This window comes from Chryseobacterium sp. CFS2 (assembly GCF_036543225.1).
GTDB classification, from domain to species: domain Bacteria; phylum Bacteroidota; class Bacteroidia; order Flavobacteriales; family Weeksellaceae; genus Chryseobacterium; species Chryseobacterium culicis_A.
Genome location: NZ_JAZHQU010000003.1, coordinates 162,266 through 178,765, shown reverse-complemented (window position 1 = coordinate 178,765; position 16,500 = coordinate 162,266). Strand labels below are relative to the sequence as shown.

16 protein-coding genes are annotated in these 16,500 nt (G+C 35.7%); 12 read left to right on the top strand and 4 right to left on the bottom strand.

What is annotated here, in order from left to right:
- Positions 1 to 975, bottom strand: a complete 975-nt coding sequence (locus ODR02_RS07615) for an NAD(P)-dependent oxidoreductase (RefSeq protein WP_309512034.1) — start codon at positions 973 to 975, stop codon at positions 1 to 3.
- Between the two features lie 82 nt (positions 976 to 1,057).
- On the opposite strand from ODR02_RS07615, the gene ODR02_RS07610 reads away from it, so the two are divergent.
- From ODR02_RS07610 to ODR02_RS07590, 5 genes are all read left to right on the top strand, one after another.
- Positions 1,058 to 1,684: a chloramphenicol acetyltransferase gene (locus tag ODR02_RS07610; protein ID WP_309512033.1), complete on the top strand. Its 627-nt coding sequence runs from the start codon at positions 1,058 to 1,060 to the stop codon at positions 1,682 to 1,684.
- Between the two features lie 204 nt (positions 1,685 to 1,888).
- Complete coding sequence (locus ODR02_RS07605) at positions 1,889 to 2,779, top strand: BRCT domain-containing protein (RefSeq protein WP_105682355.1); 891 nt, start codon at positions 1,889 to 1,891, stop codon at positions 2,777 to 2,779.
- Positions 2,780 to 2,806: 27 nt separating this feature from the next.
- Positions 2,807 to 4,303, top strand: coding sequence for a tellurite resistance TerB C-terminal domain-containing protein (locus ODR02_RS07600; RefSeq protein WP_309512032.1), 1,497 nt, complete (start codon positions 2,807 to 2,809; stop codon positions 4,301 to 4,303).
- Entirely contained in the window at positions 4,296 to 5,612 is a 1,317-nt protein-coding gene (locus ODR02_RS07595; protein WP_309512031.1) for an ATP-binding protein, read from the top strand. Before ODR02_RS07600 ends, ODR02_RS07595 begins: the two co-directional genes overlap by 8 nt.
- Positions 5,609 to 7,747: a DEAD/DEAH box helicase gene (locus ODR02_RS07590; RefSeq protein WP_309512030.1), complete on the top strand. Its 2,139-nt coding sequence runs from the start codon at positions 5,609 to 5,611 to the stop codon at positions 7,745 to 7,747. Before ODR02_RS07595 ends, ODR02_RS07590 begins: the two co-directional genes overlap by 4 nt.
- 38 nt (positions 7,748 to 7,785) lie before the next feature.
- Here ODR02_RS07590 and ODR02_RS07585 read toward each other — a convergent pair whose 3' ends face one another.
- Positions 7,786 to 8,379 (bottom strand): Crp/Fnr family transcriptional regulator, encoded by a 594-nt coding sequence (locus ODR02_RS07585; protein WP_209784451.1) that lies wholly within the window; start codon positions 8,377 to 8,379, stop codon positions 7,786 to 7,788.
- Between the two features lie 591 nt (positions 8,380 to 8,970).
- Here ODR02_RS07585 and ODR02_RS07580 point away from each other — a divergent pair.
- The gene (locus tag ODR02_RS07580) at positions 8,971 to 9,312 is read left to right on the top strand and encodes a helix-turn-helix transcriptional regulator (protein WP_062669594.1); all 342 of its coding nucleotides are present in this window, start codon (positions 8,971 to 8,973) and stop codon (positions 9,310 to 9,312) included.
- A 13-nt stretch (positions 9,313 to 9,325) separates the two neighbouring features.
- Here the strand turns inward: ODR02_RS07580 and ODR02_RS07575 are convergent, their stop codons facing one another.
- Positions 9,326 to 10,057: an MBL fold metallo-hydrolase gene (locus ODR02_RS07575; RefSeq protein ID WP_309512029.1), complete on the bottom strand. Its 732-nt coding sequence runs from the start codon at positions 10,055 to 10,057 to the stop codon at positions 9,326 to 9,328.
- Between the two features lie 254 nt (positions 10,058 to 10,311).
- On the opposite strand from ODR02_RS07575, the gene ODR02_RS07570 reads away from it, so the two are divergent.
- Entirely contained in the window at positions 10,312 to 11,496 is a 1,185-nt protein-coding gene (locus ODR02_RS07570; protein WP_105682350.1) for an MFS transporter, read from the top strand.
- A 75-nt stretch (positions 11,497 to 11,571) separates the two neighbouring features.
- On the opposite strand, the gene ODR02_RS07565 is transcribed toward ODR02_RS07570, so the two are convergent.
- Positions 11,572 to 11,955: a winged helix-turn-helix transcriptional regulator gene (locus ODR02_RS07565; RefSeq protein WP_309512028.1), complete on the bottom strand. Its 384-nt coding sequence runs from the start codon at positions 11,953 to 11,955 to the stop codon at positions 11,572 to 11,574.
- A 156-nt stretch (positions 11,956 to 12,111) separates the two neighbouring features.
- Between ODR02_RS07565 and ODR02_RS07560 the strand changes: the two genes are divergently transcribed.
- The 5 genes from ODR02_RS07560 (at position 12,112) to ODR02_RS07540 (ending at position 16,391) form a co-directional block, all read left to right on the top strand.
- A complete protein-coding gene (locus ODR02_RS07560; RefSeq protein WP_309512027.1) occupies positions 12,112 to 13,041 on the top strand; it encodes an alpha/beta hydrolase in 930 nt (309 codons plus the stop codon).
- An 8-nt stretch (positions 13,042 to 13,049) separates the two neighbouring features.
- Positions 13,050 to 14,216, top strand: coding sequence for an MFS transporter (locus ODR02_RS07555; protein WP_309512026.1), 1,167 nt, complete (start codon positions 13,050 to 13,052; stop codon positions 14,214 to 14,216).
- 239 nt (positions 14,217 to 14,455) lie between these two features.
- A complete protein-coding gene (locus ODR02_RS07550) occupies positions 14,456 to 15,157 on the top strand; it encodes a DsbA family oxidoreductase (protein ID WP_309512025.1) in 702 nt (233 codons plus the stop codon).
- Between the two features lie 113 nt (positions 15,158 to 15,270).
- The gene (locus ODR02_RS07545; protein ID WP_105682345.1) at positions 15,271 to 15,852 is read left to right on the top strand and encodes a 5'-methylthioadenosine/S-adenosylhomocysteine nucleosidase family protein; all 582 of its coding nucleotides are present in this window, start codon (positions 15,271 to 15,273) and stop codon (positions 15,850 to 15,852) included.
- A 17-nt stretch (positions 15,853 to 15,869) separates the two neighbouring features.
- A complete protein-coding gene (locus ODR02_RS07540) occupies positions 15,870 to 16,391 on the top strand; it encodes a GNAT family N-acetyltransferase (protein WP_209784445.1) in 522 nt (173 codons plus the stop codon).
- Positions 16,392 to 16,500 lie beyond the last annotated feature (109 nt).

Here is a 16,500-nt window from a genome sequence, read left to right as displayed (position 1 = left end):
TTATTTTTGTTTTAAATAGTTGATAATTCCTATAACATCATCCTGACCAAAGCCTTTATCATGTGCATTTTGATAGGTTTGAATCAATGCTTCGGATAAAGGAAAATCAGCGCCTGCATTTTTAGCGAGGAGGATGTCTTTCAACATTAAATCAAGAGCAAATGCCGGAGCATACTGATCTGCAATCAACATCGGTGTTTTTACTTTGGTAGCACCGCTTCCACTGGCACTTTCATTAATTATCTCAAGCATATCTGATCTTTCAATTCCTAATTTTCCAGCCAATAAAACAGTTTCTGCCAATCCCTGATAAATTGTGGAAAGAAAATAGTTGATCGATAACTTTCCGGCAATACCTTTTCCGTTTTCGCCCAGATGTTTTACGGATTTTCCCATTTTCAACAGATAGGGCATGGCACGCTGGATATCGTCATCTTCACCTCCAGCCATAATGATTAATGTACCTTCCTGAGCGGGTTGGGTACTGCCTGCTACAGGAGCATCAATAAATGAAGCTTCTTTTATTTTCAGAGCTGCTGCCGTTTCTTTGGAAACTTCCGGAGAAATTGTACTCATGTCCACAAAGAGTTTCCCTTGAATATCTAAAGGAAGAATTTCCTCATACACTGCTTTTACAGCACTGTCGTTGGTCAACATGGTGAATATGATATCGCTGTTTTGTATCAGGTCTTTAATGTGGGTACAGACAGCAGCTTTTTCTTCGAAATCTTTGGCTTTTTCTGAAGTTCTGTTGTAAACAGATAGCGGAAATCCTACTTTTTCAAGATTTTTAGCCATAGGATGTCCCATATTTCCCAATCCGATAAATCCGATTCTTTCCATTATGATATTTTTTATGTTGTTGTTAATTAAATTTTTAACTCCTGAATGAAAAGGAGTTATCTGACGATCTACAAATAAGATTCTAAAATACGTGTATTTTGCAGCAAAATATCTACCAAATAGCTGCTTCACAAAATTAAGCTTTAATTATATTTTTAATCGTAACCTTTTAAAACCGGAGAAACTTTCAGAAATTTGCAGCAAATAAGAATCAATGAAGATTGTAGATATAGACAACTGGAACAGGAAAGAGCATTTCGAATTTTTCTCTAATATGGCAAGCCCTTATTTTGGATTTACCACAGAGGTAGACTGTACAAAAGCATATGACACAGCGAAAGAAAAAGGATATTCATTTTTTGCCTATTATTTTCACAAGTCTATGGTAGCCATCAATACAGTGGATGAATTAAAACTAAGAATTATTGATGGTCAGGTAATACAGTTTGATACGGTTCATGCCGGCAGTACAATTGGAAGACCTGATGGTACTTTTGGTTTTTCATTTACTCCTTATTCAGAGGATTTTGAAACTTTTAACACTGCTCTGCAGGAGGAAATAAAAGGCGTACATCAGACTTCAGGATTGAGATTGAGCAATGAGAGACTTGGAAAAGATCATATAAGACATACGACTATTCCATGGAATGCATTCAGTGCTATATTGCATCCTACAGATTTTAATACCACAGAATCAGTTCCTAAGATTGCTTTTGGAAAATTTACGATCAGGGAAGGTAGAAAATACCTTCCGGTTTCGATTGAAGCGCATCATGGACTGGCAGACGGAATTCATCTTGCCCAATATCTGGAAGAGTTTCAGAAACAGCTGGATCAGTAACACATTACAAAGGAGAACTAGGAAATAATTTTGATGGTTACAGTTTCCATTTTTGAATTCTTTCTTTTTCATTTTTATCAACGTTCTTACGGAAAACCGTAAAGAATATTTTGGGATCTTCAATACATTTGAGGTAATATATTGTTATATTAGAGCATTGATTTACGATCAATAAACTAATTACCATAACTCAATTGTATTAAGATGACTAATTTTGAAAATCCTGAACTTCAGGTTCTTACTTCCAAAGCAAGAGCAGATAAAGCAATCAATTCTTTAAAAGGGCTTTTACTAGGTATTCTTTCTGATAACATTATTGATGTCAGAGAAATGGATGAACTCAGATTATGGGCCAAAGAACATTATGATCTGATCAGTAGAAATCCATTCCGAGAGTTCATGCTTTTAATTGAAAATACAGCCTCCAACGAAATTCCGGCTAAAGAAGCCATTGAAGATTTGTATTGGTTATGCCAGAAATATGAACATGACAGTATCTATTACAATGGAATTACTTCAGATTTGCAGCTTTTGCAAGGAATTTTCCATGGTATACTGGCTGATGGTATTCTCAATGATGATGAGATCTTTAAACTTCATGAATGGCTATCTGAGAATGAGCATCTGAATTCTCATTATCCGTATGATGAGATCAGAAGTCTCGTTCTATCAATTGTTGCTGACAAAAAAATAAATGAAGAAGAAAGAGCTGTGCTGACAGCTTTTATTAAACAGTTTGTAGAATTAAAAAATACAGAGATCGCTGAAAAAGTGGAAAAAGATACGGAAGGTGTTTCTATATCTGGTATCTGTGCTGTAGATCCTGAAATTACTTTTGAAAATAAAACCTTCTGTATTACAGGGATTTTAAGTCGTGGAACCCGGAACGAATTGCAGGAAGCAATTTCTAACAAAGGGGGAATTCCTGTGAATACCATTTCAAGAAAAACAGATTACCTGATTATTGGAGATACCAATAATGCTTGCTGGAGCTATTCCTGTTACGGAAGAAAAGTGGAAAAAGCCTTAGATCTCAGAAAGTCAGGACACACTATTATTTTGGTTCATGAGTTTGATGTTTTTGACGCGGTTTGAAGAGAAGCCTCTTCAGAACATTCTATAATGATAACCTCCGAAAATACTATGCCTAACAATCAAGGTTCATTCAATACCGATCCTTTTATTATTGATGTTTCCGGACATTTGGAAAGTCGGATTGATTTTGGAAACGAAGATTTTGTTTCTGGGAATATTCCTCAGGATCAGAGCCAATCTTCTCATCCGGATTCCTGGAAAATTGGAAAAAAATACAGCAGAAAGCTCAATCTTAACGAGGATCAATCCGCCATGTTGGATACCATGTCCTTTTCCGGTAACGTTTTCAATGAGATTGAATATTGTAAAATACAGATTATTAAGCAGTTTTTAAGATCCATTGAATACCTGTATCAGAACTGTATTCCTGTCAACAAATCATATCCAACTGTCATTGAAGAACTGTCAGAAATTATTGTCTGCCTCCGGTACAATTACAGAAAAGACAGCCTGAATTACAATTATACTTACAATTCCGTACAGACAGAAATTTTCAATCATATTTTGAAACTGAGTGAAAACAATGTCCGTGAAGTGTATGGTATTAAAAGAAAAATTAATACTGATTTTATTTATACTGAGGAGGAAATTCTTTATCATTACAATAAAAAGATCGTTTCAAAGCTTGATGCCTTCCTGAGTGAAAACCAGCACCAGATTCTTGATGCCGATTACAAAACCAATATTATCCTCAATGAGAATAATACTAGCCGTTGGAAGACCAAATTTGAAATGATCCGGAATGATTATTCCAACTCCCTGGCTTTTGAAAGAGAGATATTCAGGCTTTCGGATGTGAATATCAAAAATCCGTCAATAGATGCTTTATTTTTTGAAGCTTCAAAATTTGTAGCAGAATATGATAAAAACTGTGCATTAAGGCTTTATATTCACTATCTGGAAAAGGATCTTAGCTCCCCAAAATTTGATAAAAGAGAGCTCCCAAAAAATGTTCAGAAAAACCTGTTTTCTACCTCAGAATTGTTCACGGACTTTGAAAATATTCTGAATGAGTTTATTAGCGACAGAAATATGGAAATCGCTCTTGAGAAAATTAGTCAGTTTTATTTGCCTAAAAGAAAGAGAATTAAAATTGATACTGAAGTCATTAAAAATATTCAGGCACAGCATTCAGAAACAGCCGATATATTAGGACAGATTCTGAATGATGATAGCGGAGAGGAAATGATTTCCATACAACAGACAGAAATTGCTGATGAAAAAGAATTAACCATTACCGCTATTCCACACCTATCAGAGATTCAGGTTTCCAAATATATGGATGATCTTCATTTAACAGAAATTCAAAAAGATATTATAGATTTATTTGAGAAACACAGCTTCAATATCCTGCAGGAAGAGCTTCAGGATTTTATCAAAGCAAAAGGAATGTTTATGGGCTCTACCATAGATTCTATTAATGAATGTTGTTTTGAACTTCTCGACGATATTCTGATTGAGGAAGAAGAGGAATATTTTATTATTAACACAAATTATTACAAAAAACTTTTAAAAAATGATTGACAATATTAAACCTAAAGAAGCTACTTCCATTATCAATTCTTTGGTAAGCGGAGTAGTTCCGAAAATAGGAGTACAACATATTACAGTAGGGAGATCTGAAGAAATTAATGCTTTTATAAGCTCTCTGGATGATGTCAAAAACGGATTGAGCCTTGTGAAATTCTGGATTGGTGACTTTGGAAGTGGAAAATCTTTTATGCTTCATTTACTGAATACAGTGGCTTTAAAACAAAAGTTTGTTGTAGCTAATGCAGATTTTACACCGGATAACAGACTGTATTCCAATGATGGAAAAAGTGTGATCCTATATTCTGCAATTATGGATAATATTGCGATCCAGACCAAACCAGAGGGAGGAGCATTGCCAACTTTACTTGAAAAATGGATAGAACAGGTGATTGCAAAAACGGCAGAGGAAAATCACATATCCCTGATGGAAATCCGAAGTGATCAGTATCTGGGGTTGATTCAGAATTCTATTATGAAAACTGTGAACGAAATCACAGAAATAGGTGGTTTTGATTTCGGTTCAGCTATTGTAAAATACTATGAAGGTTATATTAACGGAGATGAATTGCTGCGCAGAAATGCACTGAAATGGTTGAAAGGAGAATACAGCACTAAAACAGAAGCAAGACAGGATTTAGGAATCAGGGAAATCATCAATGATTCCAATTATTATGATATGCTCAAGAATTTCTGCAAGCTTTTTGTGAGCATGGGCTATAGTGGTTTCATGATCAATCTGGATGAAGCCATCAATCTCTATAAAATTTCTACAATGGCTTCCCGTGAGAAAAATTACGAGAAAATTCTGTCTATTTACAATGACTGTTTTCAGGGGAAAGTAGCCAACCTTTTCATTAATTTTGCCGGAACAAAAGAGTTTCTGGAAAATGAGAGAAGAGGTCTTTTCAGCTATCAGGCACTGAAATCCAGACTTGAAGCCAATAAATTCGAAACCTCTGAACTGCGTGATTTCGCCCAGCCGGTGATCAAACTAATGCCTTTGAATCATAATGAAATTTTTGTTCTGCTAAAAAAGCTGAAACTGATTTTTGATTTCAATTATAAAACAGAGCTGGATATTACAGATGAGGATATTTCTGCTTTTATGGAGGAAATTTTCAACAAACCAGGAGCTGCAGAGTTTCTGACGCCAAGAGAAGTGATCAGAGACTTTCTCAATATCCTTAATATCATCAGACAGAATCCTGAAGTGGATAAAAAAAGACTTTTCGGGGAAATTGAAATTGCAGACGAAAGACCCAATGATCTTATTCTTTTAGACAGTATTGAAGAATTATGACAGCCTTTAATCTGCTTTCCGAGCCTATCAGGAAATATATTCGGAATAAGAAATGGGAGAGCCTAAGACCTATTCAAGAGGCTTCTATTCAAAGAATTATTTCTACCGATAATAATTATATTTTAATATCAAGAACAGCTTCAGGGAAAACTGAGGCTGCTTTTCTGCCTATTTTGTCTAAGGTAAATTTTAAAATCCCCGGAGTAAAAGTACTTTATATTTCACCGCTTATTGCTTTGATCAATGATCAGTTCTTCAGAGTGGAAAGCCTTTGTGAATACCTGGATGTTCCTGTCACAAAATGGCATGGGGAAGCTTCTAAAGCTGCGAAAGACAAACTTTTAAAAAACCCGGAAGGTATTGTTCTTATCACTCCTGAATCTATAGAAGCGATGTTTGTGAATAAACCTTACAATATACACCATCTTTTTTCTGGGCTGGAGTATGTGGTTATTGATGAAATTCATTCTTTTTTAGGATCAGACAGGGGAACTCATCTGCAGTCATTATTGAGCCGCCTTCAAAAAATAAATGTCAAAAAATTTAGTATTGTAGGGCTTTCAGCAACAGTAAGTGATGCCAATCAATATACCGAGCTAAAAGAATTTTTAGGAGATAGTGAGCATACAAAAGTTATCAGGGATACCACTCCCAAGCCAATCAATGCAGTATTTAAATATTTCCCCGGCTCTGTTGAAGAACTACCTTTACCATTATTAAAAGACCTTTATATCCGAACCAGAGAAAGTAAAGTTTTAATATTTCCAAATGCCCGTGGAAGAGTGGAAGAAGTGGCTGTAAAACTGAAACAGATCTCTGAGAAAGTAGGTGGACATAAAAATTATTTTTCACATCATTCTTCTGTAGACAAAGAAGTCCGCGAATATGTTGAGTTTTTTGCTAAAAATTCAGCTTTACAGAACTTTTGTATTTCCTGTACTTCAACACTGGAACTGGGAATTGATATTGGTAATGTAGATGAAGTAGTACAAATTGATGCTACCCACAGTATTGCCTCCCTCATTCAGAGGGTAGGAAGAAGTGGCAGAAGGGAAAGAAAAGCGAGCAATTTATTACTTTACGCGACAGAACCATGGAGCCTATTACAATCTTTAGCCTGCTGGATGCTCTATAAGGAACAATATATAGAACCCGTTTCCATTAACAAAAAGCCTTATGACATTATGGCTCATCAGCTTTTATCTATTGTTAAAGGCTCTTCAGGGATTTCTTTACCTGAACTTGTGGAAGAAATTACAGGAAATTCTGCATTTTCAGAGATCAGCATGGAGGAAACAGAGGAAATCATCCACTACCTTATTGCTATTGATTTTTTTGAAAAACTGGGTAATGAACTGATCATTGGGATACACGGAGAAGAAGTGGTCAACACGAAAGAGTTCTATAGCCTTTTTGATACCCCTGTTTTTTTTAAAGTATCCAGCAGCGGAGTGAAAATTGGAGAATTACCATTATCGCCACAGATAAGAGAGAATGAAAACATCTATCTGTCTGCTAAAATATGGAGTATTAAGGATATTGATTATCAAACCAAAAAAATAGAGGTAATTCCTGCCAGAGATGGTAAAAAGCCCAAATTTTTTGGAGATGCTGCAGATACAGCTCATCAGATCAGGGAAAAGATGCTTGAGATACTTATTTCCAAAGAACAATATGAATTTCTGGATGATGTTGCCCAGCAAATCATTATTCTTTTAAGAAGTGAATTTTCTTCTTTTACCATCAGTGATTTTAAAAAGGAAAGACCTCTGTTGGATCATAACGAAAAACTTACGTTTTATTCTTTTACAAGTTCAAGAATTAACCGTTCTATAGATTTGATATTGGATAGTATGAATATAGAAAATACGCTGGATCCTCAAAAGAGTGCTTTTGAAATAGGAGGTCATACTACAGAAGAGCTAAAAACCGTTTTTGCCAATTTTCTTATAGAAAAAGATATGGATAAAATACTGACGGGTTTATTAGAAGACAAACCTGAAATTATTGATTTTTCTAAATGGGGTAAATATCTTCCTATAACCTATCAAATAAAATTACTAAAAGAAAAATATTATGATTTTGAAGGCTGCCGGATTTATCTTCAGAACTTGAAAATAATAGAAAATAAATAGTAATAATAAAAAAGCCGGCTTCAATCCTGCTTTTATTTTTAATAATAAATTTTCCCGCGTTCTATTTTCAGAACCTGATCCTTTTCCATATGTTTTATGGTTCTTATAACTGTTTCTACACACAATCCGGTAAGTGAAGCAAGCTGTTGGCGGGTAAGCGGAATCTGGAAAGAATAAGGGGTTTTATCGTCATGATAGCTTTTCAGATAATCCATCAGGAGTTTTAGTTTGGAAACGGGGTTTTGGAATGAAAGATTATAAAGCATGATATATTTATAATACATTCTTTCAGCAAGACATTGATAGACATTTAATGAAGTTTCAGGGTGATTCTGGAGCAGCTCCAGAAAGTTCTGTCCCGGCATTATAAAAATACTTGAATCTACCATTGCAACAGCATTCATAGGATAAGGTCTGTTGACAAAAAGTAAGGATTCTCCAAAGCTATGACCATCTGAGAATATATTTTGGATAAACTCTTTCCCGTTTTCTGTATAATTATTGAGTTTAATTTTACCTTTTTGAATCTGGTAATACTGTATTGGTAACTCTTCTTCACGAAAAATAATATCTTCCGCTTTATAGTCTTTAATTTCGGCTCCAAATGAGATAAGCAAATTTTCACTGATCATTAGTTTTCATTTAAATTTCATATAAAATTTTAAATACCTCTTTTAGAGACTGCTAATGCTTCAAAATTTTATAATGATAAAGGAACATCCATTTTATTTGTTTCTTCTATGATGTGGTACCATTCATATACCACATATATTGGTTTTTTCCGATAAATAGGTTGAAAACATTGATCGAGATCATAAAAAGTTAAGGGAATAACACACTACATTTACTTCCTATCAAAACAGGAACGCAAAGAATGGGAAACAAGCTGATAAAAGCAATTATGATATTTTGACTCAATATATAACGTGGTATCTATGTGGTACACATATTTAATAAAATTTTAATCATTTTTTCTTTCTTTGCCTGTATAAAAATGGAAAGAAATTCATATGTGTAGTTTTTTTAACATAATCATTCAATAAATGCGGGTTATACACCATCAATCGTTACATTATATTAATTAAAAGCTACAGAATTTTGAATACATAAAAATTATTTTGTTCCCAATGGTGATTTGGTAAAATACAAATTGAACAGTAAAAAAAGACTTTGTACAGATTCCCAAGAGATGTGGTATCTGAAATAAGAGATGAAAAAGTATTATGAAAAATAGAAAACCTGAAACTAACTTAGAGGATTTAACCCAAAAGATTCTTGTACAAGACGAAATAATGGCATTGGCCAAAGCAAATTCCCCTCGTCTCTTAAATAAATTCAGATTGGTTTATCCCGATTTTTTTAAAAAGTTATCTGATATACAGCCTTCCCTTAAAAATTCTGAACTGATCTTTTGTATTTACCTTAAGCTCAATATGACCACAAAGGAAATTGCAACCTGTATTTTTGTTACCCCAAAAGCAATACAAAACAGGAAAAACAGGATCAGAAAAAAACTTAATATTCCTTCTGAATTTGATATCTATAAATGGTTTAATGAAATTTAAACCATTTTTTTATTTAAATTTCTACTACAGATTTCTCCAGGTCATGGTACAAAAGAATTTTCCAGTTGTTCTCTCTTGCTTCCTTTTCCCATGTAAGTCTTAATTCCATGGCTTTTCTGCCATCGAAATCACTTTTATAGGCTAGATGATATTTTAAATAAGAAGCCTGTGGAAGATCATCAGCACCATAAAAGACAGTTTCCCCATTTTCTCTGATCCAGAACACCTGCATAAAAGGAGTGTGTCCGCCAACCACTTCATAGGAAATCTCATTAGTGATCTGTCCCTGATCATCATTCATCCAGGTAATATTCGGGAGCTGAATCAGTTTTTCCAGCATATCAAAATCAAAAGAAGGATTTCCTTTCTTTTCCATCGCAAAATCCAGTTCGCGTTTCTGAATATAAATCCGGGCATTTGGGAAAGCAGCTTCAAAACCATTCTCTGTAAGCTTTACAGCACCTTCAATATGATCTTTATGAAGGTGAGACAGTAATAACTTTGTAATTTGATCAGGCCGGATATTTTCCTTTTCCAGAATTTCTGAAACAACGGTGGATCCGGACTCATTTTTCCAGCCAATTCCTGCATCCAGAAGGATATAATCATTTTCAGTAATGATAAGAAACGGTTGTACAGACATTTTTATTCCTCCAACTTTATCAAAATTGTCTTCTGTTAAAAGCGTGAAGTCTTTGGTTTTGCTTGCCGAAAAATTACCTTCTTTAAGTGGAATGATTTTCATGCTGCAAATTTCTTTAATATTTCTAATATTCAAAAGGTTTTTCATCGATATAAGTTATCAATAAAAACAATCATAGAAGCAGAACGCTGGAATCATTCTACTTATCACAGAATCATCCATCATTCATAAAAATGTAAAGAAGAGAGACTGATCATTTCTTTTTTTTATGATTACCTTTGATCTCTTAAAAATCTGACGGTTCCATCATGATCTGCCGTCGGACAGCTTTCAATCCAAATAAAATCTTATACGCAATGCAGGAGAGTTCTTCCCATGGTATTTCCCGGACTGTTATCTGGCTTATGGCCATTATTTCCGGACTTGTGGTCGCTAATAATTATTATAATCAGCCTTTATTGGCGCTTATTTCTGAAGAACTTCAGGTTTCTGAGAGTGCGGCGAGTAAAATATCTGTGCTTACCCAGATTGGTTATGCCTTAGGGCTGTTGCTAATTGTTCCGTTAGGAGATAAATTCTTTCGCAAGAAATTAATTCTAATCGATTTGTTTCTGGTTTTCGGGTCGCTCTTATGGATGACTTTTGCCACTCAGTTATGGATGTTGTATGCTGCCAGCTTATTAATTGGTGCTACATCCGTGATTCCGCAATTGTTTGTTCCTATTGCTGCAGAGCTTTCATCCGATAAAGAGAAATCAGCCAATATTGGATTGGTCATGTCCGGATTACTGCTGGGAATCCTTCTTTCCCGTTTTATAGGGGGAATAGTAGGGGAAGTATGGGGCTGGAGAGCCATGTTTGGTATTGCTGCCGGATTGATGATTCTGGTTTGGCTGGCAGTTTATAAAATGCTACCTGAGCTATCTCCTAATTTTAAAGGAACTTACAAAGAACTGATGCGTTCTGTTGCTCAGCTTGCCAAAACACAGCCTGTACTTCAGCTTGCATCTTTCCGTGGAGCAATGGCATTTGGATCAATGTGTGCACTGTTTACAACATTGGTTTTTCACATGGAGAAACCGCCTTTTAACGCCGGATCATCTGTAGTAGGAAGTTTTGGATTGGCAGGAGCGGTAGGAGCTTTAGCGGCTGCAAAAGTAGGAAAGCTTCAAAAGTATCTGGATCTTAACCGAATTATATTGTATTCTTTATTGATCGTTATTGGAAGCTGGGGTTTTACCTATTTTGCGGGGGAAACTTATTGGGGATTGATTGTAGGAGTAATTCTTGTTGACCTGGGAGTACAGTCGAGCCATATCATGAATCAGACCAATTATTTCCTTATCAAATCTAATGCTGTCAACAGGCTCAATACTGTTTATATGGTATCTTATTTCATTGGAGGATCACTGGGAACATGGCTGGCTTCTATCGCCTGGCAAAAGGCTCAATGGACAGGAGTTTGTTTTGTAGGGACAACATTTGGAATATTGGCACTCATAGCACATGTTCTATTTTGTAAAAAAGTGAATAAAGCATAAATCAGAATTTATTTTATATTTCTGATCCTTTTAAGTTTCGGGGATTTTATCGTAGATAAAATCCCCGAAACTTTTTTATTTATACTCTTCTGCATTCTCTTGTACCTGCATCAATTCTCTATGCTTTCCACCCCATTCATCGAGCTGTTTCCAGATCGGAATCAACTCTCTGGCAATAGCTGTAAGTTCATAATCTACTCTTGGAGGAACTTCCGCATGTACGGTTCTCTTCACCAGGCTTTCTTTCTCCAGTTCTCTTAACTGGAGCGTCAGCATTCTTTCTGTTATCCCTGAGATAGAGTTTCTAAGTTCACTGAAACGTAATTTCCCATCTTTTAATTTATTTAAAATAATCAGTTTCCATCGGCCCCCGATTTTACATACGGCGTAACTCAGATCACAACCCTGTATATACTGTCTGTTGATATTATTCGTTGAATTTTCTTTTATCTTGCTCATTACTTACAAATTTGTTAGTACCATACATTTAGCTGTATACAATGCAAATGTAAGGGTTGAGATTTAATTTTGTTGCTCAAACCAGAAAATATACTGCAATAAAGAACAATAGCGCTCATGTTCGCGGCAGAAACAATAACTTAAATCAAAATAGAAATGCAATTAACTCCTAAAATAACACAGATTTTAAATCATTTAGAAACAATACAACCTTTCAATCCAAAAGATTCTTTAGACGGAGCCCGTAAATATCTTGAGACGATGTCGCTGCAGTTAAGTGGTAAAAAAGAATCAGTAGCGATGATTGAAGAACTGAGTATTCAGCAGGACAATTATCAGATTCCTGTTCGTATTTACCGTCCTCATGGAAAAGAAATACAACAGTCATCAGCTATTATTTATATTCATGGAGGATGGTTTATAGCAGGAGGATATGAAACCCATGATGCTGTAGTTCGAAAACTGGCTAATAAAACCGGATCTGTAGTTATTTTTATAGATTATCGCCTTGCTCCGGAACATCCTTTCCCGGCAGGCTTAAATGACTGTATTGATGGGATAAACTGGGTGTTCAAAAATGCAGAATCTTTAGGGATTGATCCTGATAAAATTGGCATCATAGGCGACAGTGCCGGAGGTGCTCTGGCAACGGCAGTTTCCACTCAGTTAGGAAAACAGTTGAAATTTCAGATTCTGATTTATCCTGCCGCTGACAATCAATTGAACTCAAAATCATGGGAAACATATGAAAATGGTCCGGTTCTTAACAAACAGGGAGGAATTGATGCCTGGGCAGGCTATCTTCCCGAAGAAGAGAAAGGTAATCCGCTGGCGATTCCTGTTTTGATAAAAGATTTTAAAGAAACTCCGCCTACATTAATCATTCTGGCGGAACATGATCCTTTGCTGGATGATGGAAAACAGCTTTCTCTGAACATGGAAAATGCAGGAGTAACCCTTAAAACAAGCCTTTATAAAGATATGGTTCATGGGTTTATGCATATGGGAGACCTGTTGGAGGAAGTGCAACTGGCGGTGAATGAAATGGCAGATTTTGCCCATCAAAATTTAAAATCTGACGAATAAACAGGATTATGAAGAAGTATGCATACATTGGATGTCTGGGATTTATAGCTGTTATTACAACAGAATTCGGAGTTATCGGAATTCTTCCGCAAATTGCAGAACATTATCAGATGAGTATAGACAAAGCAGGGTATCTGTTAAGCGCTTTTGCATTAATTATTGCTCTTACAGGACCTTTTATGACCCTACTTACCTCAGGTTTTGACCGTAAAAAAATAATGCTCACGGCCATTTTTATGTTTCTGGTGACAGGATTTGTGTCTTCTTTTTCACCACCTTTCTGGCTGCTGATGTTGGTAAGAATTTTACCTGCCTTTCTTCAGCCTGTATATATTGCGACTGCATTATCTGTGGCCGTTTCTCAGGCGGATGATCGTAAAAAGAATGAACTCATGGGGATTGTTTTTAATGGAGTAGCCATTGCCATGGTCACTACAGTTCCTTTTGCAACATGGATTGCTGGACTGTGGTCCTGGGAATATTCATTCATGATACAAACTATAGTCAGTTTGATTGCTCTGGTTGTAATTTATTTCCTTCTTCCTCCGATGCCTGTGAAGGAGAAAAAATCTTATGGAAATCAGGCCCGAATATTGAAACAGCCTCCATTCGTTCTGAGTACGCTGACTAATTTTTTTATGATTACAGCCTGGTTTTCTACCTATAGTTATTTTGCAGATTATCTGAATAAAGCCAAAGGAATGGATACTTCAATGGTAAGCTATATGCTCCTGTTATTCGGAATTATTGGAGTGGCAGCCAATGGAGTAGCCGGAAAAATGCTCAATAAAAATGTGGTGGCTACAACGGCTATTTTTCTTTCCGGAACTATTTTAGTACCTGTTCTTTTATATTTTTCTGATGGGAATCTCTTAGCAACAATTGCGGTCATTGGAATCTGGGGATTTTTGTATTCACCAAGCTTTTTGAATGCATCCACCTATATGATTTCTTCCGCACCGGATTCACTGGAGTTTGCCAACAGTCTTGCCACATCATTCGGAAATTTAGGGGTGACGCTGGGAACCACCATTGGAGGATGGGTTATCGTGACAAAAGGAGTAGAGTATATTCCCTGGATAGGCGTGATCTTCGGGCTTCTAGCTTTTCTGATGATGATCTTAAAAGGGATCGTTGAAAAGCGCAGCCAGGTACTTTCCACCTGTCAGAATTAAACTGTAATAATATTTGTTACATTAAATAAAATACAGTACATTTGTACTATTAATTTGAAACTTGTTTAAACGTTTATTTTTGAAACATTAAGATTATATCAAGATGTTGAGAATATTAAGATAGGCTTCGCTTTAAGCTTAAAAATCAGAATGATTCATCTTAACTATGCTTTATTTCTTACATTCTCCTTAATGGTTTTAATAAGTTTAAATAGTTTCTTGATTTAAAATTAAATACAATGAAAATAGAAATCTGGTCGGATGTAATGTGTCCGTTTTGCTATATTGGAAAGAATAATTTTGAGCAGGCTTTAAGTAAACTTCCTTTTAAAGATGAAGTAGAAGTAGAGTGGAAGAGTTTTCAGTTGGATCCTACTTTAGATCCGAAGGAAACGCAGGACACCATTCAGTATTTTAGAGAAAAAAAGGGTGTTGCAGAAGCTCAGGCTACACAAATGCTTGGTCAGGTAACGCAAATGGGGAAAGGAGCCGGAATTGATTTTAATTTTGGAAAAACATTGATCACCAATACTTTCAGCGCTCATAAATTGCTTCATTTAGCCAAAAAGCATAATAAAGCTAATGAAATGGAAGAGGCATTATTTATCGCTCATTTTATCGACGGTAAAAACGTAGGCGATAGAGATGTTTTAGTGGGTCTTGCTGAACACTTAGGAATTGATAAAGACGAGGCAATCCAGGCGGTTACAACAGATCAGCTGGATTATGAAGTGAATCAGGATATTCAGGAAGCAAGAAATAATGGGGTTTCCGGAGTTCCGTTCTTTGTTCTGAACGGTAAATATGCTGTTTCCGGAGCTCAGCCGGTAGAAGTATTTGAAAATGCACTTCAGCAGACTTATAAAGAAACTGTGAGTCCGTTTAAAGATCTCTCAGGAGGCAGCGGAGCTTCCTGTGATGCAGATGGATGCAGTATTTAAGATATCAGAACCCCAAAATAGTTTTATTTTGGGGTTTTTATTTTAAAAGATTAGAAGAAAACTCTCGTATCTTTGTAATACAGTCACAACAACTGCATAAATCTAATTCCTCAATGATAAAAATTAACAACGAAACCCATTATTCAATTGATGACACCCTTTTTGTTTTTGCCTTAGATTCCGAAGCAGGAACTGTTTTTGATGATAAAAACAAATTAATTACAGGTATTGGAAAGGTGAATGCAGCGATAGAATTAACCAAAGAAATTCATACAAGAAAACCTAAACTGATCGTGAATTTAGGTTCTGCAGGAAGTAAAGGATTTCACAAAGGAGAAGTGGTATGCTGTACAAAATTCATCCAAAGAGATATGGATGTAAGAGGATTAGGATTTAAATTATATGAAACCCCTCTATCCGGAGTTCCGCCCGTATTGGAATATGGCCTTAAAATGGAAACTTTGCAGGAAGGAATCTGCGGAAGTGGCGACAGTTTTGAAATGAACCATTCTGAAACGGATTATAATATTGTAGACATGGAAGCCTATCCACTGGCACTGATTGCCCAACAGGAAAATATCCCGTTTCTATGCCTGAAATATATTTCTGATGATGCAGGAAGTGATGCTGCAGACGATTGGAGTGTACAGGTACACCTGGCTTCTGAAGCATTTAAGAAAATTCTTTTCTCATAACAATTACTCTTACAATCATGAGTTCAATTATTATAAACAAAGCAACTGCTGAAGACTTAGACGTTCTACAAAGCCTAGGAATTCAGACATTTTCAGAAACATTTGCTGAAGATAACACAGAAGAGGCTATGAAAATATATCTTGATAAGAGCTTCAACACAGAAAAGATAAAATCAGAGCTGAATAATCCTGATTCTCTTTTCTATATTGCCTGGGAAGAAGACAATCCGGTAGGCTATCTGAAAGTGAATACAGGAAACGCACAGACAGAACTTCAGGATGAGACCAGCCTTGAAATTGAACGAATTTATGTCAAGAAAAGCCATCATGGGAGAAAAGTAGGACAACTCCTTTATGATCAGGCTTTAGATACCGCCAGACAGCTTGATAAATCATACTTATGGCTGGGTGTCTGGGAAGAAAACCTGAGGGCTTTACAATTTTACAGAAAAAACGGATTTGTTGAGTTTGATAAACACATTTTCAGACTTGGGGAAGAAGAGCAGACCGATCTGATGATGAAGAAAATGTTGGTTTAATTTTTTTTTGCCCACAGATAGCACAGATTTTCACAGATGATCATGGTTTTATCTAAGAAAAAAACTGGTTGCTCAATTTTTCTTGTTGAAAATTTTGTGATTCAAAAAT